Consider the following 22769-nt stretch of genomic DNA (forward strand, 5'->3'; position numbering starts at 1 on the left):
ATCGGCTGACGGGCGGCGGATTTTTTAAAAACTTCGGGCTTCGGCTCTCAGGCGACCGGGAAGGGGACGGTCGAGGGAGAGGGAGGCGCGATGGTATGAATGTCGTAGGCGTTTCAAAATTTGGGGCGTTAGACCCCCACCTAACCTCCCCCGCTGGGCGGGGAGGGACTGCCGCCACTCTCCCGCCCTAGTACCTGCTCCCTCCCCGCCCAGCGGGGGAGGGTTGGGGTGGGGGCATCGGAGCGAGAGCGTTACTCCGCCGCCAGCCGCTCCACGGCGCCGGTGGCGCCGCTGTCGCGGATGTCGACGATCTCACGCTCGCTGAAACCCAGCACGTCGCGCAGGATCTCGTCGGTGTGCTCGCCCAGCAGGGGGAGCGGGTGACCTCCGTCGGGCTGTCGGACAGCTTGATCGGGTTGCCGACCGTCAGGTAGCTGCCGCGGGTCGGATGCTCCACCTCGACCAGCGTGCCGGTCTCGTAGAGCGACTTGTCCTCGGCAATCTCCTTCATCGACAGGATCGGGCCGCAGGGGATGTCGTACTTGTTGAGGATGTCCATGACCTCGAACTTGGTCAGGGTCTTGGTCCACTCCTCGACGGTGCCGAAGATCTGCATCAGGCGCGGCAGGCGGGCCACCGGGGTGGCATAGTCGGGATCGGTGATCCACTCCTCCTTGCCGATGACCTTGCAGATCGACTTCCACACCGGCGCCTGGGCGATGAAGTAGATGTAGGCGTTGGGATCGGTCTCCCAGCCCTTGCACTTCAGGATCCAGCCCGGCTGGCCGCCGCCGGACGCGTTGCCGGCGCGCGGCACGGTGTCGCCGAATTCGCCGTTCGGGTATTGCGGGTATTCCTTCATCGGCCCGTGGGCCAGACGCTGCTGGTCGCGCAGCTTGACGCGGCACAGGTTCAGCACGGCATCCTGCATGGCGGCCAGCACCTTCTGGCCCCGGCCGGTTTCCTTGCGCTGGTAGAGCGCCGTGACGATGCCGAGCGCCAGATGCAGGCCGGTGCCGCTGTCGCCGATCTGGGCGCCGGTGACCATCGGCGGGCCGTCGTCGAAGCCGGTGGTCGAGGCCGCACCGCCCGCACACTGGGCGACGTTCTCGTACACCTTGCAGTTCTCGAACGGCCCGGGCCCGAAGCCCTTGACCGACGCGACGATCATCGCGGGGTTCAGTTCCTGGATGCGTTCCCAGGTGAACCCCATGCGATCGAGCACGCCGGGGGCGAAGTTTTCGACCATCACGTCGCAGGACTTGATCAGAGCCTCCAGCACCTCCTTGCCCTTGGGCGTCTTGGTGTCGAGGGTGATGGACCGCTTGTTGTGGTTCAGCATGGTGAAATACAGGCTGTCGGCGTCCGGCAGGTCGCGCAGCTGGCTGCGGGTGATGTCACCCTCGCCCGGCCGCTCCACCTTGATGACGTCGGCGCCGAACCAGGCCAGCAACTGGGTGCAGGTCGGTCCCGACTGCACATGCGTGAAGTCGAGAATCCGCACGCCCTGAAGTGCCTTGCCCATGTATTTCTCCCCCTGCTTTTTAGTGTCGTGTGGTCGGCTCGGCCGCTTCCCCGATGCCGCCCCTTAGGACGGCATCTTGCGGACCGAGCTGGTCGGGTTCAGGCTGCCGATGTTGCCGCTTTCGGTGCCGGCGGCCGGGTCGATGACGGCGTTGACCAGGGTCGGGCGGCCGCTGTCCATCGCCTCGGTCACGGCGCGGTACAGCTCGTCCGGATTGGTGACATGGACGCCGACGCCGCCGAAGGCTTCCATCATCTTGTCGTAGCGGGAGTCAGGCACGAAGACCATCGGCGACGGGTCGGCCCCGCCGGTCGGGTTGACGTCGGTCCCGCGATAGATGCCGTTGTTGTTGAAGATGACGATGCAGACCGGCAGGTTGTAGCGGCAGATCGTCTCCACCTCCATTCCGGAGAAGCCGAAGGCGCTGTCGCCCTCGACCGCCAGAACCGGCTTGCCGCTCTCCACCGCCGCGGCGACGGCATAGCCCATGCCGACGCCCATCACGCCCCAGGTGCCGACGTCCAGGCGCTTGCGCGGCTGGTACATGTCGATGATGCCGCGGGCGAGGTCGAGGGTGTTGGCGCCCTCATTGACCAGCAGGGCGTCCGGACGCTCCTTGATGACGCGGCGCAGGGCACCCAGCGCACCGTGGAAGTTCATCGGCGACGCGTTGCTCATCAGCTTCGGCGCCATCTTGGCGACGTTCTGCTCACGCTTGGCGGCGACGGTGGCCATCCAGTCGGTCGGCGGCGTCAGCCCGCCCTCGATGCCCTTCAGCAGAACTTCCATGACCGACGCGATGTCGCCGACCAGCGGAGCATGGATTTCGACGTTGCTGTCCATCTCCCGCGGCTCGATGTCGATCTGGATGAACTTCTTGGAGCCGGGCTTGCCCCAGGTCTTGCCCTTGCCGTGCGACAGCAGCCAGTTCAGCCGCGCGCCGACCAGCATGACCACGTCGGCCTCCTGCAGCACCAGCGAGCGGGCGGCACCAGCCGACTGCGGATGGGTGTCGGGCAGCAGGCCCTTGGCCATGCTCATCTGCAGGAAGGGGATGCCGCTCTTCTCGACGAAGGCGCGGATGGTGTCGTCGGCTTGGGCATAGGCGGCGCCCTTGCCGAAGATGACCAGCGGACGCTTGGCGCCCTTCAGCAGGTCGAGCGCGCGGTTCACCGCTTCGGCCGACGGATACTGCGCCGGGGTCGGATCGACCACCTTGACCAGCGACTTGGCGCCCTCGGCCGCGTCCATCACCTGCGAGAACAGCTTGGCCGGCAGGTCGAGATAGACGCCGCCCGGACGGCCCGACACGGCGGCGCGGATGGCACGCGCCACGCCGATGCCGATGTCCTGGGCGTGCAGGATGCGGAAGGCGGCCTTGCACAGCGGCTTGGCGATGGCCAGCTGGTCCATCTCCTCATAGTCGCCCTGCTGGAGATCGACGATCTCACGCTCCGACGAGCCGCTGATCAGGATCATCGGGAAGCAGTTGGTGGTGGCGTTCGCCAGCGCGGTCAGGCCGTTCAGGAAGCCCGGCGCCGACACCGTCATGCAGACGCCCGGCTTCTTGGTCATGAAGCCGGCGATGGCGGCGGCGTTGCCGGCATTCTGTTCGTGACGGAACGAGACGACGCGCATGCCCTCGGCCTGCGCCATGCGCAGCAGGTCGGAAATCGGAATGCCGGGGACGACATACAGGTTGTTGATGTCGTTGAGCTTGAGCGCGTCGATGACGAGCTGGAAGCCGTCGGTCAGCGCCGGCGCGTCTTCGACAACAGATGCTTCCGTGGCCTGGTTCTTAGTGATCGTTGCAGCCGCAGTAGACATATGGGTGACTCCTCCCCGAGGCTCCAAAAAGGTTCAAGATCGGTTAGTCGAGGAAGGCGCAATGCCGTTCCACGTACTGTGCGAGACCGAGCGTGTGTTCCCGCACCCGACGTTCCGCGAGATCGGCATCGCGGGCGGCCAGCGCCTCGATGATGTCCCGATGCTCGTGGATGGACTGGTCGGCACGGTCGCCGAGGCCCATGGTCGCGCGGCGGATCGCACGCATATGGATGAAGAAGCGATCGGTCAGATCCGAGATCAGCGTGGAGCCCGAAGCCTGGACGATGCTTTGATGGAAGACGATGTTGGCGTCGGAATACTCGGCGACGTGTTCCGCCAACTCGGCTTTCGTATATTTGTCGAAGGCGGCGTGCAGGAGTTCCAGCTTCTCCGTGGTGGCGTTCTCGACGAACAGGCGTGCCGCCATGCCTTCCAGGGCGGCACACACCGTGATCATCTCCACCAGTTCGGCCTTCGTCTTGCGCACCACGAAGATCCCGCGCCGCGGTTGGGAGCGGATGAACCCCTCCTGTTCCAGCAGCGCCATCGCCTCACGCACCGGGGTGCGGCTGACACCCAACGCTTCGCACAGCCGGCGTTCGTCCAACCTGATCTCGCTGCTCTGGCCGTAGATGTTCATCTGCGTGATGGCCTGGCGCAGCGACTGGTAGGCTTTCGCCTTGAAACTCATCCCTTGTTCCAGGGGTTCGACACTGAATCTTTCTCGGTTCATCACGGTTCCGACCCTTTGCGCGCCGACGCCGGCGGCGCCGCTTGTTGTCGTGAGCGTTCCTGTGCGAGCGTTCGGATGATCGCCCTGTGGCGCGTCGTTTTGAATTATCGATACGGTATACCAGATGCCAGATGCCCGCAAGGTTAATTGCGGGCACATCGAACTATTTCCGCTGCCGACGGAGTTGGGGCCGCTTTCGTTCGATTTTTCTGGTCAATGCGCGATAATCGCCCTATTTTGGCGCCTCAGGATCGTTCTTCGGGGAAGGGACCCGCGCATGGCCGAAACCCAGCATCTGGCCGGGGCCGCAGACAAGTCGTCGTCCGGTGCGGCGGAAGAGGCGTCCGACCCGAACTTCATGACCTCGCTGGCGCGCGGCCTGTCGGTGATTCGCGCCTTCACCGAACGCGAACCGAACCTGACCATCGCCGACATCGCCAAGATCACCGGCCTGCCGCGGGCGGCGGCGCGGCGCTGTCTGCTGACGCTGATGCAACTGGGCTATGCCGGGTCGGACGGCCGGACCTTCCATCTGAGGCCGAAGATCCTGGCGCTGGGCTATTCCTTCCTGTCCTCGGCCCCGCTGGCGACGATCCTGGATCCGCTGATCGAGCAGGTCAGCGGCGCCGTGCAGGAATCCTGCTCCGCCGCCGTGCTCGACGAGGACGACGTGGTCTATATCGCGCGTGCGGCGACCAAGCGATCATGTCGGTCGGGCTGAATGTCGGCAGCCGCCTGCCGGCCTACTGCACCTCGATGGGGCGCGTGCTGCTGGCGGCCCTGCCGGAGTCGGAATTGGACGCCTACCTGTCGCGCGTCCCGCTGAAACCCTACACGGAGCGCACCATCACCGCGGCCGATGCCCTGAAGCGCGAGCTTGAACGGGTGCGCGACCGCGGCTTTTCGCTGGTCGACCAGGAGCTGGAACTGGGGCTGCGCTCCATCGCCGTGCCGATCCGCACCGCCGCCGGCGGCGTTGTCGCAGCGATGAACGTCAGCGCCCAGGCTGCCCGCGTCACCTGCCCGGAGATGGAGGTGCAGTTCCTCCCCCACCTGCACCGGGCGGCGGAGGATGCACGGGTTCTGCTGGTCCGGTCGCGGGCGCTCTGACCGTCATCGGGCCCGAATCAGCATCTCTTCGAGATTGCGGTTGATCGCCTCGACCCCGGTCTGGGCCTGACGCATGTTGGACACCACGCCGGACGTCAAGGACATTTGCTCCTCGGCTCCCGTGGTGACGCCATGGACCGTGGACTTCACGCTGTCGACCGATTTGGCGATTCCACTCAACGCCTCCACCACCTGACGGACGACTTCCTGCATGGCGACGATCTCGACGCCGATGCGTTCGGTTGCACCGGAGGTCTGTTCGGCCAGCGACTTCACTTCCGTCGCCACCACGGCGAAGCCGCGCCCCGCCTCTCCGGCCCGTGCCGCTTCGATGGTGGCGTTCAGCGACAGCAGCTTGATCTGCGACGCAATGGCGTCGATGAATTTGGCGACGCCGTCCATCGCCGCTGCGGCCTCGTTCAAGCGGCCGGTGGCGCTGTCCGCCGCGGCGGTCCGGCGGTCGATTTCGTCCACCACATCACGCGATTTCAGGATGTCGGCCGAAATCTGCGTCGCGGAGTTGCACAGCTGTTCGACCGCTTCGGTAACGGTGCTCACCTTCTGTGCCGTCTGCTTGGCGAAATCGATGGATTTCAGCCGCGATTGGATCATGGCCGTCACATTGGACGCGAACTTCACGACCTTCAGCACCTCGCCGCTGCCCGACAGCACGGGATTGTAGCTGGCGCTGATCCAGACCTCCGATCCATCCTTCGCCCGCCGCCGGTACAGCGAGGTGTGGAATCTCCCGCTGCGCAGGATCTGCCAGAACTCGCGATACTCGGCAGTGTCCCGCTGCTCGGGGAAAACGAACATGCTGTGGTTATGCCCGACCACCTCCTCCCGCCGATAGCCGACCGCGTTCAGGAAATTGTCGTTGGCGTCGAGGATCGTGCCGTCGGGCCGGAAATGGATCACCGCCTGCGATCGGTTGATCGCTTCGATCTGGGCACGGAAATCGTCGCTGCGGCGGCGCTGTTCCGTCACGTCGGTCGCGAACTTGACCACCTTCCACACACGCCCGGCCGGGTCGCGGATCGGCGTGTAAGTCGCCTGTATCCTGACCTCGCCGCCGTCCTTCGCAAAGCGCCTGAATTCTCCGGCCTGGAATTCCCCCTGGCGGAGCTTGTCCCAGAAGGCGGCATAGGCGGGGCTGGCGGCCTCGGCCCGATCCATGAAAATCCTGTGATGCTTCCCGCGCACCTCGTCCAGACCATACTGCATCAGGTCCAAAAAGCACCGGTTGGCGGTCAGAACCGTTCCGTCCATGGCGAACTCGATCACAGCCTGGCTGCGGTCGATGGCGGCGATCCGGCCCTCCGCATCGGCCGCCTTCAGCTTTTCCTCGGTGATCACGGTTGCGAACTTGATCACGCCGGTCAGGCGTCCGCCCGTTCCGACGATCGGATTGTAGGTGGCGCGCAGCCAGATTTCCTGTCCGGACCGGGTCACACGGCGGAACTCCGACGACTGGAACCGGCCGGCACGAAGATCGTTCCAGAAACGCCGGTATTCCTCGCTTCGGGCATAGTCGGGATCAACGAACATGCTGTGGGGGCGACCCTTGATCTCCTCCAGCCGATACCCCATCGCATCCAGGAAATTCTTGTTTGCGTTGACCACCGTCCCGTCCATCGTGAACTCGATCACAGCCTGCGACCGGTCCAGCGCGTCGAGTTTGGCCCTCTCGCCGTTTGACTCTCTGGTGAACAGCAACATGGTTTCTCCATCCCACTTTGGGCCGGATGGATGCACGACAGCCTTCAATCACGGATCCGACAATTCACTTCCAGGGTACGGCACAAGTCGAGCTGGGAAGTGAAATCAAGGATCGAAACAAGCGGCACCTGCATACGGCGTTGCTGTTATTAAAAAATGAGAAGACCCTCCAAACCAGTCGGGATTCCCCCTGATCCCGGCGCCGCCTATCACAGGATGGTTTCCACCCGTATCGCTGTAAGAACCAATCTCATCTTTGTCACCATATGATCGGCAAAGGCTCACACCTTAGCAGGTCCAGGCCTGCGGCAAGGATGGAGCACCGCGGGCTTTACCTCCCCGGAGACAGAGATGCGGCTCCCTCCGAGCCTGCACCGCATGCCGGAATTGCCCCCATCCCGCAGGTGCACCCGCGCAGGCATCAAGGGAAACGTCGCGGTGACGGTCATTGGCCGGGCAGCGGGCCAGCGCCCGCTCCACCACCAGTGTCTTCAGGGGGCGCGGGATCCGGGTGCGGTCGATCCAGACCACATGAATGCCGGCTGCCTTGCATTCCGCTGCGAGTTCCCGCCCATTCTCGTAGCGATGCTGATCCAGCATCGGCCAACAATCCAACTGTCGATAATCGAACGGTCGCCCGGCCTGGAAGTCGAGGAATCCCAGAAAGAGCTTGGGATGAAGCAGGACCGGCTTGGCCTGACGCCATGACAGCGCCCCGCGGATGCGGTTGTTGGTCACGCCGCTCATTGCAGGGTCAGCGAGGACGGGGTGGAGGTTTCGCCGACCGCTTCGCCCAGACGCGCCAGCAAGCGGCTCGTGCTGACGGGACCGTTCAGGGCGGCAAGGCGATTGACCGCTTCGACGACCATCGCCCAAGCCAGCGAGCGGTCCGACACGTCGTCATTGCCCCACACGGCGCGCACGATGCTGATTGCACGCGTGAAGTCCTCGGGAACGCTGAAGGGATCGTCGGCACTTCCAGCCATCGCCTGTCCTCAGGAAGGATGTGTTATGATATATCATAACTATCCCTACTCTGCACGGTCCGGCAGCGGCTGGCAAGACCGCGATTTGCGGGGCAAGGGGCAAGCTCGAGTCCAAAAGGCTTCCCCTCCGGACCTCTCCAGCCGATCAGCAGAAGATGCGCTCAGACGATGCTGTCCGGAGAGATCGCCGTCAGCGCCGCCTTGATCTTCGGCACCATATGGTCGGCAAAGGCCCGCACCTTGGCCGGCACCAGCGCGCGGTGGGGATAGAGCACAGCCAGCGTCACCGGCTCCGGCGGATAGTCGGGCAGGACCGGCACCAGGGCGCCGCTCGCCAGATGCTCGGCGACCTCCCACAACGGTTTCATGGCGACGCCGCGGCCGTCCAGCGCCCAGCCGGTCAGCACGTCGCCGTCGTCGGCGTCGAAGCGGCCCGACACCGGCAGCTTCACCGGCTCGCCGCCCTCCAGCACGCTCCATTGATATTGCTGGGTGCCGGGAAAGCGCAGAAGCAGGCAATTGTGCCCGGCGAGATCCGCCGGCATCGAGGGCCGGCCGCGCTCCGACAGGTAGGAGGGGGCGGCCACCAACACGCGGCGCACGTCGGCGATCTTGCGCACAACAAAGCTGGAATCCTTGAGCGCCGCCATCCGCACCGCCACGTCCACCGCCTCGCGCAGCAGGTCGAGCAGATGGTCGGACAGGCGCAGCCGCACCTCCACCAGCGGATGGGCGGCGCAGAAATCCGGCACCAGCGGCGACAGGATGCGGCGGCCGAAGCCCAGCGGCGCCGTCACCCGCACGCTGCCCGACGGCACGCCGGACCCGGCGGCAATGCTGCTGTGGGCGCGCTCCACCGCCTCCAGCACCTCCAGGCAGCTCTGGTAGAAATCCATGCCGGTCTCGGTCGCCTGCAGCTGCCGCGTCGTGCGGTTCAGCAGCCGGACGCCGAGATGGGTTTCCAGCTGCTGGATGCGGTGGCTGACCATGGCCGGCGACATGCGCAGGTTCCGCCCGGCGGCCGACAGGCTGCCCAGTTCGACGACGCGGACGAAGATGCGCATGTTCTCAAGCAACGCCATGCTCGCGCGGACTCCCTGCCGGACCGGTGGGTTTTGGTGCGGCAGCGACGCTAGCACGGCGGCCGCGGAGAGGGGAATTCCGCGTTGCAGCACGTCGCGCAAAAGAAAACCGCCGGGACGCATCGGCGCCCCGGCGGCTTCAGGCTGGATCAGGATGGGGCCGGACGGGATGGGGCCGTCAGACCAGAACGGTTTCGCTCTCCTCCACCGGCAGGTCCAGCGTCTCCTCGAACTCGGTCACATTGTCGATGTCGGTGCCCATGGAGATGTTGGTCACCCGCTCCAGCACCAGTTCGACGACGACCGGCACCTGATACTCGTCCATCCAGGCCTGGGCCTGGGCGAAGGCGTCCTGGATGCGGTCGGGCTCGGTAACGCGGATCGCCTTGCAGCCAAGCCCCTCGGCCACCGCGACATGGTCGACGCCATAGACGCCGATCTCAGGCGCGTTGATGTTCTCGAAGGACAGCTGGACCTGGAAGTCCATCTGGAAGGCGCGCTGCGCCTGCCGGATCAGGCCGAGATAGGCGTTGTTCACCAGCACATGGATGTAGGGCAGCTTGTGCTGGGCGCCGACCGCCAGCTCCTCGATCATGAACTGGAAGTCGTAGTCGCCGGACAAGGCGACGATGCGCCGCTTCGGATCGGCCACCCGGACGCCGAGCGCCGCCGGCAGGGTCCAGCCCAGCGGGCCGGCCTGGCCGCAGTTGATCCAGTGGCGCGGCTTGTAGACGTGCAGGAACTGGGCGCCGGCGATCTGCGACAGGCCGATGGTGGTGACGTAGGTGGTGTCCTGGCCGAAGGCGCTGTTCATCTCCTGATAGACGCGCTGCGGCTTCATCGGCACCTGATCGAAGTCGCTGCGGCGGTGCATCGACCGCTTGCGGCCCTGGCAGTCCTTGACCCAGCCGCCGAGATCCTTGAAGCGCCCTTCGGCCTTCCACTCCCGCGCCACCTCGATGAACATGTCGAGCGCGGCGCCGGCGTCCGAGACGATGCCGAGATCCGGCATGAAGACGCGGCCGATCTGGGTCGGCTCGATGTCGACATGCACGAACTTGCGACCCTTGGTGTAGACCTCGACCGAGCCGGTGTGGCGGTTGGCCCAGCGGTTGCCGATGCCCAGCACGAAGTCGGACTTCAGCATCGTCGCATTGCCGTAGCGGTGGGCGGTCTGCAGCCCCACCATGCCGGCCATCAGCGGATGGTCGTCCGGGATGGTGCCCCAGCCCATCAGCGTCGGGATCACCGGCACGCCCAGCAGCTCGGCGAACTCCACCAGCTTGTCGGACGCATCGGCGTTGATGATGCCGCCGCCGGCCACGACCAGCGGACGTTCCGCCGCCGCGAACATCGCCAGCGCCTTCTCGACCTGGGCACGGGTCGCCGAAGGCTTGTAGACCGGCAGCGGTTCATAGGTCTCGTCGTCGAACTCGATCTCCGCCATCTGGACATCGATCGGCAGGTCGATCAGCACCGGGCCGGGCCGGCCGCTGCGCATCAGGTGGAAGGCCTGCTGGAAGACGTAGGGCACCTGCGCCGGCTCCAGCACGGTCAGCGCCCACTTGGTCACCGGCTTGGCGATGTCCGGCACGTTGATCGCCTGGAAATCCTCCTTGTGCAGGCGGGCGCGCGGCGCCTGCCCGGTGATGCACAGGATCGGGATGGAGTCGGCGATGGCCGAATAGAGGCCGGTGATCATATCGGTGCCGGCCGGGCCGGAGGTGCCGATGCACACGCCGATGTTGCCGGCCTTCGCCCTGGTGTAGCCTTCGGCCATATGCGAGGCGCCCTCCACATGGCGGGCCAGGACATGGCGCATGGTGCCGCGCCGCTGCATCGCCGCGTAGAAGGGGTTGATCGCGGCGCCGGGGACGCCGAAGCAGACGTCGATGCCCTCCCGCTCCAGCACCCGCACCGCCGCTTCCGCCGCCGTCATTCTCGCCATCGCTCGACTCCTCACCAAACGCGATTGTTCGTGAGGACAGCTAAGCGCGCTGATGGTGTGTGCGGCAAACCAATGGGTTGCCTTTTCCACAGGCTGGAAAGCGGCACCGAAAGGGGAATCAGCTGCCGCGGTAGGTCGAATAGGCCCAGGGCGAGACCAGCAGCGGCACATGATAGTGCTGGGAGGTGTCCTTGATGCCGAAGCGCAGCGGCACCTCGTCGATGAAGTCGGGGCCATCACCGGTGATCGTGCCGATGCGGCGGAAATACTCGCCGGCCATGAACAGCAGCTCGTAGCGGCCGGGCTGGAAGGCATCGCCCTGCAGCGCCGGGGCGTCGAGGCGGCCGTCGGCGTTGGTGGTGAACTCGCCGAGGACAGTGCCGCTGTCGAGCGCCGTCAGGCGAATGCGCATGCCCGGCGCCGGACGCCCGGCGGCGATGTCGAGGACGTGGGTGGTCAGGCGGCCCATGGGTGTGTGGTCTCCATTTTCAGACGTCGGCGTTAGACCCCCACCCTGACCCTCCCCCGCTGGGCGGGGAGGGGATCGGACCTTTGTCGGCGTTCGGCGGCAGTCCCTCCCCGCCCAGCGGGGGAGGTTAGGTGGGGGCATCGTCAGCCGACGACATTTCACAACCCCCAGCCTAATCCCAACCCCCGCCCCTGCCCACCCGCGGAAATCCGGAAACTGTCTTCACCCCTGCGCCCAATCGGCCGATTGAACCCCCTGCCGCCAATGGCTTAGCGTAGTCCCCGCTTCGACTGCAGCGTTAAGAGCGAGACGACGATGACCGACACCGCTTATCCCCGCGACATGATCGGCTATGGCGCCACCCCGCCGCAGGCCAACTGGCCGGGCGGCGCCCGCGTGGCGGTGCAGTTCGTCATCAATTACGAGGAGGGCGGCGAGAACTGCGTCCTCCACGGCGACGCCGCGTCGGAAGCCTTCCTGTCGGAGATCGTCGGTGCCCAGCCGATCCCCGGCGCCCGCCACATGAACATGGAGTCGATCTACGAATACGGCTCCCGCGCCGGCTTCTGGCGGCTGCACCGCATGTTCACGGAGCGCGGCATGCCGGTCACCGTCTACGGCGTCGCCATGGCGCTGGAGCGCAACCCCGACGTGGTCGCCGCCATGAAGGCTGCGGGGTGGGAGATCGCCACCCATGGCTGGCGCTGGATTGACTATCAGCATCTCCCGGCGGAGGTGGAGCGCGAACATATGCTGCGCGCCATCGAGGTCCACACCCGCGTGACCGGCGAGCGTCCGCTCGGCTGGTATCTCGGCCGCTGCAGCCCCAACACCTGGCGGCTGGTCGCCGAGGAGGGCGGCTTCGTCTACAACGCCGATTCCTATGCCGACGACCTGCCCTATTGGGACGACAGCCACGGACGGCCGCAGCTGATCGTGCCCTACACGCTCGACGCCAACGACATGCGCTTTGCGACGAACCAGGGCTTCAACAGCGGCGACCAGTTCTTCGCCTACCTGAAGGACAGCTTCGACACGCTCTATGCGGAGGGGGAGACCGCGCCGAAGATGATGTCCATCGGCCTGCATTGCCGTCTGGTCGGCCGGCCCGGCCGCGCCGCCTCGCTGGCCCGTTTCCTCGACTATGTGCGCGGCCATGACAAGGCGTGGGTGGCGACCCGGCTCGACATCGCCCGCCACTGGATCGCCGAACACCCCTACACCGCGAAGTGAGAGCGCAGATGCCCTACAACCTGGACAATCTGAACAGCATGGACCGCGACGCCTTCGTCGCGGCGCTGGGTGCGGTGTTCGAGGAAAGCCCCTGGGTGGCCGAGGCCGCCTGGGACAAGCGCCCCTTCGCCGATGCCGCCGGATTGCGCGCGGCGATGATCGACATCGTCCGCAATGCCGGGACGGAGCGTCAGCGCACTCTGATCCTGTCCCACCCCGACCTCGCCGACCGCGCCAGCCGCCCGGCCAACCTGACCGCCTTCTCTCAGACCGAACAGGCGAAGGCCGGCTTGAACGAGTTGACCGAGGCGGAGGCGCAGGAACAGCGCGACCTGAACCGCGCCTATCGCGAGCGCTTCGGCTTCCCCTTCATCATGGCGGTGCGCTTCAGCAGCAAGCAGGAGATCCTGGCGGCGATGCGCGAGCGCGTGGCGAACGATCCGGAGGTGGAGTTCGGCCGGGCGCTGGAGGAAATTTACAAGATCGCGGGGTTCAGGCTGGACGATCTGGTGGTGGAGTAGTGTCGGCTCCGAATTCCCCTCCCTAACCCTCCCCCGCTGGGCGGGGAGGGGATAAGCACTTGATCGGAAAGGCAGCGGCAGTCCCTCCCCGCCCAGCGGGGAGGTTAGGTGGGGGCATTCGCCAGCCGACACCCCTCCAAAAAGAAAGCGCGCCGCCCCAACCGGAGCGGCGCGCTTTTCAACTGAACACCCCCTACGCCTCCATCGCCTTCACCACCTCTTCGGTGACCTTTTTGGCGTCGCCGAACAGCATCATGGTGTTGGGCCGGAAGAACAGCTCGTTCTCGACGCCGGCATACCCCGCGGCCATGCCGCGCTTGATGAAGAACACCGTCTTGGCCTTCTCCACATCCAGGATCGGCATGCCGTAGATGGCGCTCGTCGGGTCGGTCTTGGCCGCCGGGTTGGTCACGTCGTTGGCGCCGATGACGAAGGCCACGTCCGCGGTGCCGAAGTCGCGGTTGATGTCCTCCAGCTCGAACACCTCGTCGTACGGCACGTTGGCTTCGGCAAGCAGCACATTCATGTGACCGGGCATGCGGCCCGCCACCGGGTGGATGGCGTACTTCACGTCCACGCCTTCATGCTTCAGGCTGTCCGCCATCTCGCGCAGGGCATGCTGCGCCTGGGCGACTGCCATGCCATAGCCCGGCACCACGATCACCGACTGGGCGTTCTTCATGATGTAGGCGGCGTCCTCGGCCGAGCCGGCCTTGACCGAGCCCTGCGGACCCTTGGCACCGCCGGCCGCAGCGGCACTCTCGCCGCCGAAGCCGCCGAGGATGACGTTGAAGATCGAGCGGTTCATGCCCTTGCACATGATGTAGGACAGGATCGCGCCCGAGGAGCCCACCAGCGCGCCGGTGATGATCAGCAGGTTGTTCTGCAGCGTGAAACCGATGCCGCAGGCCGCCCAGCCGGAATAGCTGTTCAGCATCGAGATGACCACCGGCATGTCCGCACCACCGATCGGCAGGATCAGCAGGAAACCGAGAGCCAGGGAGACCACGACGATCATCCAGAGCGCCGCATCGGCATTCGACTGCACCAGCCAGCCGATCAGCAGGACGGTCAGCACGCCCAGCGCCGCGTTCAGCGGGTGCTGCATCGGGAAGACCAGCGGCTTGCCGGTGACGAGGCCCTGCAGCTTGGCGAAGGCGACCAGCGAGCCGGTGAAGGTGATGGCGCCGATAGCGGTGCCCAGCGCCATCTCGACCAGCGAGCCCTTGGCGATGGCGCCGCGGATGCCGATCCCGTAAGCCTCCGGCGAGTAGAAGGCGGCGAGCGCCACGAACACCGCGGCCAGACCGACCAGCGAGTGGAAGGCGGCGACCAGCTGCGGCAGCGCCGTCATCTCGATCTTCTTGGCCACCACATAGCCGATGGCGCCGCCGATGGCGATACCCAGAACGATCATCCAATAGGACTGGACGATGGGCGAGGCCAGCGTGGTCAGGATGGCGATGGTCATGCCGACCATGCCGTAGATGTTGCCCTGGCGCGAGGTCTCCGGGCTTGAGAGCCCGCGCAGCGCCATGACGAAGCAGACGGAAGCGACCAGATAGAGAAGGGCCGACAAGGTTTCCATGGTCTTACTTGCCCTTCTTCTTGAACATGGAGAGCATGCGCTGGGTCACGAGGAAGCCGCCGAAGATGTTGACGCTTGCCAGGATGACGGCGAGGAAGCCCATGACCTTGGAGAAGCCGAAGCCTGCGGGGCCGGCGGCGACCAGTGCGCCGACGATGATGACCGAGGACACGGCGTTGGTGACGGCCATCAGCGGGGAATGCAGGGCCGGGGTGACGCGCCAGACGACGTAGTAGCCGACGAAGCAGGCCAGCACGAGCACCGTCAGGCCGGTGACGAAGAAGTCGCCATGGCCGGCGGCGTCGGCGACGGGGACCGGCGACAGCTGCGCCACCTGCAGGGCCAGCGCGTCGACCTGGTTGGTCAGGGCCGCCAGGGTCTGGCGGAAGGCGGCGATGTTGCTTGCGGGATCCGGGTGTTCCATGGGATCCGCCTCCTCACGCGGGTTGCGCTTCGCGGGCGTCCGCGAAGGCGGGATGCACGATTGCGCCGTCGCGGGTCAGCGCGATGGCCTTGACGATCTCGTCGTCCCAGTTGACGGCCACGCCGGTGTCCTTGCCGTGCAGCGACGTCAGCAGCGCCAGCAGGTTCTTGGCATAGAGCAGCGACGCGGACTCGGCGATGCGGCTGGCGTAGTTGGCGTGGCCGACGATCTTCACGCCGTTGGCCGTGGTCACCACCTCGCCCAGCTTGGCGCCCTCGACGTTGCCGCCCTGCTCCACCGCCAGATCGACGATCACCGAGCCAGGCTTCATCGACGCCACATGCTCCGCCGTCACCAGGATCGGCGCCTTGCGGCCGGGGATCAGCGCCGTGGTGATGACGATGTCCTGCTTCTTGATGTGCTCGGCGACCAAAGCCGCCTGCTGGCGCTTGTAGTCGTCGGACATCTCCTTGGCATAGCCGCCGGCGGTCTCGGCCTGCTTGAACTCGTCGTTCTCGACGGCGACGAAGCTGCCGCCCAGCGACTGCACCTGCTCCTTCACCGCCGGGCGCACGTCGGTGGCCGAGACGATGGCGCCGAGGCGCTTGGCGGTGGCGATGGCCTGCAGGCCGGCGACGCCGACGCCCATGATGAAGGCGCGCGCGGGCGGCACGGTGCCGGCGGCGGTCATCATCATCGGGAAGGCACGGCCGTATTCCGAAGCGGCATCGACGACGGCCTTGTAGCCGGCGAGGTTGGCTTGGGAGGACAGCACGTCCATGACCTGGGCGCGGGTGATGCGCGGCATGAACTCCATGGCGAAGGCGTTCACGCCGGCATCGGCGTAGGCCTTCACATGGTCGCGGCTGTTGTAGGGGTTGAGGATGGCGAACAGCAGCGCGCCCCTGCGGAGCAACGCCAGTTCATCGACATCGCCTTCCGCGGCGATCAGCGGACGCTGCACCTTCAGCACGATGTCGGCGTCGGCCAGCGCCGAGGCCGCGTCGGCGGCGATGGCGGCCCCCGCCGCCTCATAGGCCGCATCGGTGATGCTGGAGCCGAGGCCGGCCCCGCTCTCCACCACCACGTCCAGACCGAGAGTTTTGAGTTTCTTGACGGTTTCGGGAGACGCGGCGACGCGGCGCTCGCCCGGGCGGCGCTCCCTGGGTATGGCGATCTTCATGTCGTTTGCTTTCGAAGGCCGGCCCCGGCAGCAGGCATGGGGCAGCGGACAGGGCGGCGGCCATGGCCCGCCCAGGTCGGTCCGCCCGCTTCCGGTTCATGGCCGGGGATGCGCCGAAGCGGCGAAAATCACAAAAAGGCACCGTCTTGCGGGCAAGGCCGCGCGGCCGGCGACGGAACCGCGCCGGCCGATTGCGCACCGCTTACTGGTTGGCGACGACCGGATAATCCCAGGCGTCGGAACCGGCGGCTGCGACCGGCGCGAGGTCGTCGGCCCGCATGTCTTCCAACTGCCGGCGGATCAGGTCGCGGACGCTGACGACGCCGACCAGGGTCGATCCCTCCAGCACCGGGACATGGCGGATGCCGTGCTCGTCCATCAGGCTCAGCACATGGCGCACCGGGTCGGACGGGCTGCAGCAATAGGGATCGCGCGTCATCAGCGCCGACACCGCCAGTTCCAGGATGCCGGGTCCGCGGTCGACCAGCGCGCGGACCACGTCGCGTTCGGAGATGACGCCCACCACCGTGTTGCCCTCGGTCCGGCAGACGTCCTTGACCACCAGCGCGCCGGTGTTCTCCGCCTTCATCAGGCGCAGCGCGGTGGCGACCGTTTCGTTGATGCGCACCATGCCGATGCGCGTGCCCTTCTTGCGGAGAATGTCCTCGACCTTCATGACGGTCCTCCCCATTCGATGCGGCCGGCCCGGTCCTTCGGGATCCGCGCCGGCCGCGCCACCTGCGTTGCTTATTGGGCGGCCGCCACTTCCCGGGCGGGCTCGGGAGCCGCCGCGGCCTGGGGCCGGCTGTAGCAGCCGGCGGTCTCGCCGCGCTGTTTCACCAGGGCCAGCACCACGTCGATGGTCGGGGTGGCCACACCGACCATGCGGCCCATCTCCTGGACCACCGACAGCAGCGGGTCGATCTCCATCGGCCGGCCGCGCTCCAGGTCCTGCAGCATGGAGGTCTTGTGGGCACCGACCGCGGCGGCGCCGTTGATGCGGCGCTCCACATCGACGCGGAAATGGACGCCCAGCCTGTCGCCGATCTCCTTGGCCTCCAGCATCATCGCCTTGGCGACGGCGCGGGTCTCCGGATCGCCGCAGATGACCTCCAGCGTGCCGTGGGTCAGCGCGCTGATCGGGTTGAAGCACAGGTTGCCCCACAGCTTCAGCCAGATCTCGTCGCGGATACGGTCCAGGACCGGCGCACGCAGGCCGCCGGCCTCCATCGCCTTGGACAGGGCGACGACGCGGTCGGACTTCGAGCCGTCCGGCTCGCCCAGCGAGAACTTGTCGCCATAGACATGCTGGATGACGCCGGGCTCCACCACCTCGGTCGCCGGATAGACGACGCAGCCGATGGCGCGTTCCGGCGCCAGCCCTTTCCATTGCACCCCGCCCGGATCGACCGTCTCCAGGGTGCGGCCGTCGAACTCGCCGCCGGTGCCGTAGAAGTACCAATAGGGGATGCCGTTGACGGCGGTGACGACGGCGGTGTCATCACCGAGCAGCGGCTGCATCGCGGGGACGACGCCGGGGACGGAATGGGCCTTCAGCGCGATGATGACGTAGTCCTGCGGGCCGAGTTCGGCCGGATTGTCGGTGCAGCGGGGGTGGACGACGGTCTTTTCCTCCCCCATCAGCAGGGTGACGCCATTCTCGCGCATCGCCGCCAGATGCGCACCGCGCGCCACCAGACTGACTTCGGCACCCGCCTGGTGCAGGCGAACGCCGAGATAGCCGCCGATGGCCCCGGATCCGTAGATGCAGATCTTCATGCCGGATTCCCCTCTCCCCCGATTTCACTTTTTGAATGCTGTGGGGCTGGACGACGCCAGCCTGCCCACACCGGCCGCATCCATCGGCTGACCGGTTGCTATTGCAGCGGCATCCAACAGTCTGTCGCGCAAACTGTGCTTGGAGTTTGGTATACCACATACCGTATGTCAATGCGGAATGTGGGGGCACCGGAGAGAATGCGGCACCTGTTTTTCCCCGACCGGATCAGGCTCCCTTCGCAAAAAAGTACAGGGTCAGCACCGTTCCGATGAGGACGACCAGGGTCTTCAGAATCTTCGGATCGACCCGTTTCGCCCCCATGGCACCGGCATAGCCGCCGGCCACTGCCGCGACCGCCATGGCGCTGGTCTCGGGCCAGGACACCGCCCCGGCGACGATGAAGGCGCCGACCGCCGCCGCGTTCATCAGCATCGCCAGCAGCAGCCGCAGCCCGTTCATCGCGTGGATGTCGCGCAGCCCGAACAGGGTCAGCGCCGCCAGCATCAGGAAGCCGATGCCCCCGCCGAAATAGCCGCCATAGATGGAGATGACGAACTGCACGACCAGCACGCTCCGCCCGCCCAGCCGCAGCCGCGACACGATCCACGGCGCATAAGCCCCCACGGCGAAGACGGCGGTCGCGAACAGCAGAAGCCAGGGCACGAAGCGTGCGAACACCGCGTTCGGCGTCACCAGAAGCAGCAGGGCGCCGGCCAGGCCGCCGACGAGGCTGAGGACGGCGAAGACCGGGACATTCACCTGACCGCCGGCCGCGATCTCGCGCCTGTAGGCCCAACTGCTGGCGGCCTGCCCCGGGAACAGCGCCACGGTGCTGGAGGCATTGGCCGCCACCGGCGGCACGCCGGCGAACAGCAGGGCCGGAAAGGTGATGAAGGCGCCACCCCCGGCAATCGCGTTCAGCGCACCCGATGCGAAGGCGGCCAGCATCAGGACAGCGAGACTCAGCATGATCGATCCACCCCTTTCGATCCATGTTGACCGGCTCTTCCGTATTCTGTATACAGAATATCATCCTTCGAAGCGGGCGTCCGGTTGGTTCCTGGAAAGCCGGCCCCAGAACGCGACAAACCGACACCGGAGCCAATGCGGTGGCTCCGATGCCGGTTCGTTTCGCGGCCGGTTTGCATCCCGGCGGTCAGACGACCACTATCTCCTCTCCCGGCCGGCCCCCCGGTCGGCCGGGATGTTTTCGGCCGGGCTCCTCCTTCAGTCGGCGCCCTCGGTCGCCAGCTTGCCGATCGGCTGTTGGGTGTCTTCGGCGATCTGACGGGCGCGCATCGGCTTCAGGACGAACAGGGCCATGAAGGCGGCGATGGCGTTGACCGCGGCGGCGAAGAAGAACACCGTCTGCCAGCTGCCGGTGGACGCCACGATCACGTTGGCGAAGGGCACCACCAGCGACGCCGTTCCCTTGGCGGTGTAGAGCAGGCCGGCATTGGTGGTCGCGAACTTAGACCCGAAGCTGTCGGCGCAACAGGACGGGAACAGGCTGTAGATCTCGCCCCAGGCGAAGAACACCAGACCGGTCAGGATGACGAAGGCGACCGGGTTGTGGCCCCACTGGTTCAGCGCCAGGATGCCGACGGCCTCGATGGCGAAGGCGACGAACATGGTGTTCTCGCGGCCGATATGGTCGGACACCCAGCCGAAGAAGGGACGGGTCACGCCATTCAGCACGCGGTCGATGGTCAGCGCGAAGGTCAGCGCCGGCAGGGTCAGGCCCATGATACTGACGGGGGCGCCGTCGAGGTGGAAGTCCTTGGCGATCGGGCCGAGCTGGGCGGTGGCCATCAGACCGCCGGCGGCGACCATGACGAACATCAGGTACATCACCCAGAAGACCGGCGACTTCAGCGTCTCCTGCGGGGTGTAGTTGCGGCGGCTCTGCACGATGTTGGACTTGGTCTTCGGCAGCAGAGCGGGATTCGCCTCCCGCAGGAACCAGGCCAGCACGAAGACGACCAGCCCCTGGCCGAGGCCGAACACCAGGAAGGTCTGCTCGAAGCCCGACGTCTCGATCATGGTGGCGATCGGCACGACGGTGAGGGCGGAGCCGGCACCGAAGCCGGCGGCGGTCAGGCCGGCGGCGAGGCCGCGGCGGTCGGGGAACCACTTCAGGGCGTTGCCGACGCAGGTGCCATAGACGCCGCCGGCGCCGATGCCGCCGATGGCCGCGCCCAGATAGAGCAGCGCCAGCGAGTCGGCGAACGAGTTGATGACCCAGGCGAGCGCGCACAGCACGCCGCCGATCAGAACGACGATGCGGGGACCGAATTTATCGACGAACCAGCCTTCGACGGGGACCAGCCAGGTTTCGGTCACGACGAAGATGGTGAAGGCGACCTGAATGGCGGCACGACCCCAATGATACTTTTCTTCGATGGGGTTGACGAACAGCGTCCAGCCATACTGCAGATTGGCGATCATCGACATACAGATCACGCCGATGACCAACTGCATCCAGCGGCCACCGAACGGAGCGCCATGCGCCTCCGAGTTCGTATGCTGCATCTATCTATCTCCTCCTAGGAAGCGGTTTTGTGCCGGTTCGGGCGTCGCTTCTGTTTTGATGCTTGAGCGTTTTGTTTGTGCTTCAGAGCTTTTGACGCGGTTCTTTGCTGACGGTGGTCGTGCGGCGAGGATGCGGCCTCGGGGCACTCCACGGTTTTTAAGGGGCGGTTTTTTGCCCCCCGCCAGACCGATGCGGTCCTGGGTTCGGTCTGGAATTATCAATATGGTATACCAGATGCCGAGCAGCAGACAAGTAGCTAGTGGGCTGCGCGAACTGTTTCCTTGCCCCGCATTTGCGGCGGCTGGTATGCGGCGTCGGCATACTGATTTTCCGTTAGGCGGAAAGTAGCGGCGGCCGCCTTTGGCCGGAGACGATGCTGGCATATGGTATGCCAGCGCCGGAGACGGACGGATCCCTGCATTGGAGGCCGACGCTCGGGCCCATCCCGGCAGAACCCATATTGATAAGGAGTCGACCGCCATGGACCAGCAGCAGACCATCGAGATCGCCGTGGCGCGGGACGATGCCGATATCGCCGCCAGCTATCCGGTCATGAAAGAGCTGCGGACCCACATGACCGACGCCGACGCCTACCGCGCGCAGATCCGCCGCCAGATGGACGACGGCTATAACCTCGCCCTGCTACGGATCGACGGCGAGATCGCCGGCTGCGGCGGCTTCCGCGTCCACGAGACGCTGTCACGCGGCCGCTACATGTATGTCGAGGATCTGGTGACCAGCGCAGCCAAGCGGTCCTACGGGCTTGGCGACAAGCTGTTCGACTGGCTGGCCAACGAGGCGCGGGAACGCGGCTGCGCCCAGATGGAGATCATCTCCGGCATCCAACGCGGCGAGGCCCACCGCTTCTATCACCGTAAGCGGATGACCATCAAAAGCTTCCAGCTGGTGCTGCCGCTCGCCTGAGCGACGGACTCCGGACAACAAAAAAGACGGCCTGCGAAGGCCGTCTTTTCGTATCGACGCGACCGGAAACCTGGATCGCGGCGCTCAGAGGGCGCGCGGGAAGCTGGCCCAGGCCGGACCGGGCGGCAGTTCGTCTTCCTGTTCCTTCAGGTCGGCGGCGGTGGGGTTGGCAAGGCGAAGCGGCGCCGCGGAGAAATCGCGCTGCGACTTGCCGGCGTTGGCGACCTGCATCGACAGGATGTAATGGACGGTGCCGCCGAAGACGGACAGCACAAGCGCCAGAACCAGGATTTCCAACATGTTCATCGCTCCAGTGTCTCGGTGGGGTGTTTTTGTCCGAACGGCTTCGGCTTGGCTGCACTCTTATGACGCGCCGCAAAAACTGGATCAAGTTTTTTGGTATACAAGGTACATGATACCGGCCATGCGATGGACGCATGCGGCAGTCTGTTTGCATGCGAATCAAACATACCGTAGCACCAACATTTCCGCTCTGGTGCTTTGGTACGATGGTTCAACGGCTTGAGCTTGAATGGGCTCCCGCCCCGATCTGATTGGCTGACAAAACTGTTTGATTGGCGTACTGTATTTGGTATACCATATTTATAGCGTGGTGCCGGATCGGGCGCCCCGCCACCCCATCAGCCGCTCAGCCGCCAGGAGCCACGCCATGAATGTCGAACACATCCTGCGCACCAAGGAAGCCCGCGTCGTCGCCGTACGGACCACCGCCACGGTCGCCGAGGCCATCCGCCTGATGAAGGCGGAGAACACCAGCGCCGTCGTCGTCAAGGACGTCTGCCGGACCGAGGGCAACACGCTGGCCGGCGTCCTGTCGGAGCGTGACATCGTCCACGCCCTGCTGGACCGCGGCGCACCGCTGCTGTCCATGCCGGTGTCGCAGCTGATGACCCGCCAGCCGGTGACCTGCGCCCCGTCCGACAGCGTCCGGCAGGCGCTGCAGCTGATGGACCAGCACCACATCCGCCATCTTCCGGTCCTGGAGGACGGCCATCTGGTCGGCGTCGTCAGCGCCCGCGACTTCACCCGCCTGCAGCTGCAGGAGCTTGAAGGCACGGTCGCCGCGACGCCGGAGCCGCCGGCGACGACCGCCTACGCCCACTGACCCGTCCTTCCCGAATCCGGCGCCGTCGGCCCCTTCGAGGCCGGCGGCGCCTTTCCCA

General features: G+C 66.0%; 22 protein-coding genes and 1 pseudogene. 6 read left to right on the forward strand and 17 right to left on the reverse strand.

Annotated elements, in window-relative coordinates; translation table 11 throughout:
• Window positions 1–251: 251 nt before the first annotated feature.
• The 3 genes and pseudogenes from frc to AB8P05_RS22360 all read right to left on the reverse strand — a co-directional run bounded on the left by frc (window position 252) and on the right by AB8P05_RS22360 (window position 4043).
• Window positions 252–1525, reverse strand: a pseudogene (gene frc / locus AB8P05_RS22350) (formyl-CoA transferase).
• Between the two features lie 63 nt (window positions 1526–1588).
• A complete protein-coding gene (gene oxc / locus AB8P05_RS22355; RefSeq protein WP_472760405.1) occupies window positions 1589–3352 on the reverse strand; it encodes an oxalyl-CoA decarboxylase in 1764 nt (587 codons plus the stop codon).
• A 43-nt stretch (window positions 3353–3395) separates the two neighbouring features.
• Window positions 3396–4043, reverse strand: coding sequence for a GntR family transcriptional regulator (locus tag AB8P05_RS22360; RefSeq protein ID WP_211101124.1), 648 nt, complete (start codon window positions 4041–4043; stop codon window positions 3396–3398).
• Window positions 4044–4362: 319 nt separating this feature from the next.
• Between AB8P05_RS22360 and AB8P05_RS22365 the strand changes: the two genes are divergently transcribed.
• On the forward strand, window positions 4363–4806 hold the full coding sequence (locus AB8P05_RS22365) for a helix-turn-helix domain-containing protein (RefSeq protein WP_472760406.1): 444 nt from the start codon (window positions 4363–4365) through the stop codon (window positions 4804–4806).
• A complete protein-coding gene (locus AB8P05_RS22370) occupies window positions 4791–5195 on the forward strand; it encodes an IclR family transcriptional regulator domain-containing protein (protein WP_472760407.1) in 405 nt (134 codons plus the stop codon). Before AB8P05_RS22365 ends, AB8P05_RS22370 begins: the two co-directional genes overlap by 16 nt.
• A 3-nt stretch (window positions 5196–5198) precedes the next feature.
• Here AB8P05_RS22370 and AB8P05_RS22375 read toward each other — a convergent pair whose 3' ends face one another.
• From AB8P05_RS22375 to uraH, 6 genes are all read right to left on the reverse strand, one after another.
• On the reverse strand, window positions 5199–6914 hold the full coding sequence (locus tag AB8P05_RS22375; RefSeq protein ID WP_472760408.1) for a methyl-accepting chemotaxis protein: 1716 nt from the start codon (window positions 6912–6914) through the stop codon (window positions 5199–5201).
• Window positions 6915–7202: 288 nt separating this feature from the next.
• On the reverse strand, window positions 7203–7661 hold the full coding sequence (locus AB8P05_RS22380) for a hypothetical protein (RefSeq protein WP_472760409.1): 459 nt from the start codon (window positions 7659–7661) through the stop codon (window positions 7203–7205).
• Entirely contained in the window at window positions 7658–7900 is a 243-nt protein-coding gene (locus tag AB8P05_RS22385; RefSeq protein WP_472760410.1) for a hypothetical protein, read from the reverse strand. The genes AB8P05_RS22380 and AB8P05_RS22385 overlap by 4 nt, the downstream gene beginning before the upstream one ends.
• Before the next feature lie 161 nt (window positions 7901–8061).
• Complete coding sequence (locus AB8P05_RS22390; protein ID WP_472760411.1) at window positions 8062–8982, reverse strand: LysR family transcriptional regulator; 921 nt, start codon at window positions 8980–8982, stop codon at window positions 8062–8064.
• Between the two features lie 178 nt (window positions 8983–9160).
• Window positions 9161–10930 carry a glyoxylate carboligase gene (gcl, locus tag AB8P05_RS22395; RefSeq protein ID WP_472760412.1) on the reverse strand — a complete coding sequence of 590 codons (1770 nt, stop codon included), beginning with the start codon at window positions 10928–10930 and terminating at the stop codon, window positions 9161–9163.
• A 118-nt stretch (window positions 10931–11048) separates the two neighbouring features.
• Entirely contained in the window at window positions 11049–11399 is a 351-nt protein-coding gene (gene uraH, locus AB8P05_RS22400; RefSeq protein ID WP_472760413.1) for a hydroxyisourate hydrolase, read from the reverse strand.
• Between the two features lie 315 nt (window positions 11400–11714).
• Between uraH and puuE the strand changes: the two genes are divergently transcribed.
• Complete coding sequence (puuE, locus tag AB8P05_RS22405) at window positions 11715–12632, forward strand: allantoinase PuuE (protein ID WP_472760414.1); 918 nt, start codon at window positions 11715–11717, stop codon at window positions 12630–12632.
• An 8-nt stretch (window positions 12633–12640) separates the two neighbouring features.
• Complete coding sequence (gene uraD / locus AB8P05_RS22410) at window positions 12641–13153, forward strand: 2-oxo-4-hydroxy-4-carboxy-5-ureidoimidazoline decarboxylase (protein WP_472760415.1); 513 nt, start codon at window positions 12641–12643, stop codon at window positions 13151–13153.
• Window positions 13154–13346: 193 nt separating this feature from the next.
• Here uraD and AB8P05_RS22415 read toward each other — a convergent pair whose 3' ends face one another.
• The 7 genes from AB8P05_RS22415 to oxlT all read right to left on the reverse strand — a co-directional run bounded on the left by AB8P05_RS22415 (window position 13347) and on the right by oxlT (window position 20660).
• Complete coding sequence (locus AB8P05_RS22415) at window positions 13347–14741, reverse strand: NAD(P)(+) transhydrogenase (Re/Si-specific) subunit beta (RefSeq protein WP_472760416.1); 1395 nt, start codon at window positions 14739–14741, stop codon at window positions 13347–13349.
• A gap of 4 nt (window positions 14742–14745) precedes the next feature.
• A complete protein-coding gene (locus AB8P05_RS22420) occupies window positions 14746–15165 on the reverse strand; it encodes an NAD(P) transhydrogenase subunit alpha part 2 (RefSeq protein ID WP_472760417.1) in 420 nt (139 codons plus the stop codon).
• Window positions 15166–15178: 13 nt separating this feature from the next.
• Window positions 15179–16348, reverse strand: a complete 1170-nt coding sequence (locus AB8P05_RS22425) for a Re/Si-specific NAD(P)(+) transhydrogenase subunit alpha (RefSeq protein WP_472760418.1) — start codon at window positions 16346–16348, stop codon at window positions 15179–15181.
• 202 nt (window positions 16349–16550) lie between these two features.
• Window positions 16551–17024, reverse strand: coding sequence for a CBS domain-containing protein (locus AB8P05_RS22430; protein WP_455174168.1), 474 nt, complete (start codon window positions 17022–17024; stop codon window positions 16551–16553).
• Between the two features lie 71 nt (window positions 17025–17095).
• Complete coding sequence (locus tag AB8P05_RS22435) at window positions 17096–18127, reverse strand: 2-dehydropantoate 2-reductase (RefSeq protein ID WP_455174167.1); 1032 nt, start codon at window positions 18125–18127, stop codon at window positions 17096–17098.
• A gap of 226 nt (window positions 18128–18353) precedes the next feature.
• On the reverse strand, window positions 18354–19097 hold the full coding sequence (locus AB8P05_RS22440) for a sulfite exporter TauE/SafE family protein (protein ID WP_472760419.1): 744 nt from the start codon (window positions 19095–19097) through the stop codon (window positions 18354–18356).
• Between the two features lie 258 nt (window positions 19098–19355).
• Entirely contained in the window at window positions 19356–20660 is a 1305-nt protein-coding gene (gene oxlT / locus AB8P05_RS22445; protein ID WP_455174165.1) for an oxalate/formate MFS antiporter, read from the reverse strand.
• Between the two features lie 481 nt (window positions 20661–21141).
• On the opposite strand from oxlT, the gene AB8P05_RS22450 reads away from it, so the two are divergent.
• Window positions 21142–21585, forward strand: coding sequence for a GNAT family N-acetyltransferase (locus AB8P05_RS22450; protein WP_455174164.1), 444 nt, complete (start codon window positions 21142–21144; stop codon window positions 21583–21585).
• A gap of 84 nt (window positions 21586–21669) precedes the next feature.
• Here the strand turns inward: AB8P05_RS22450 and AB8P05_RS22455 are convergent, their stop codons facing one another.
• Window positions 21670–21885 carry a hypothetical protein gene (locus AB8P05_RS22455; RefSeq protein WP_455174163.1) on the reverse strand — a complete coding sequence of 72 codons (216 nt, stop codon included), beginning with the start codon at window positions 21883–21885 and terminating at the stop codon, window positions 21670–21672.
• A 370-nt stretch (window positions 21886–22255) separates the two neighbouring features.
• On the opposite strand from AB8P05_RS22455, the gene AB8P05_RS22460 reads away from it, so the two are divergent.
• Complete coding sequence (locus AB8P05_RS22460) at window positions 22256–22711, forward strand: CBS domain-containing protein (protein ID WP_472760420.1); 456 nt, start codon at window positions 22256–22258, stop codon at window positions 22709–22711.
• Window positions 22712–22769 lie beyond the last annotated feature (58 nt).

It is taken from the genome of Azospirillum sp. VT-I1 (assembly GCF_055698305.1).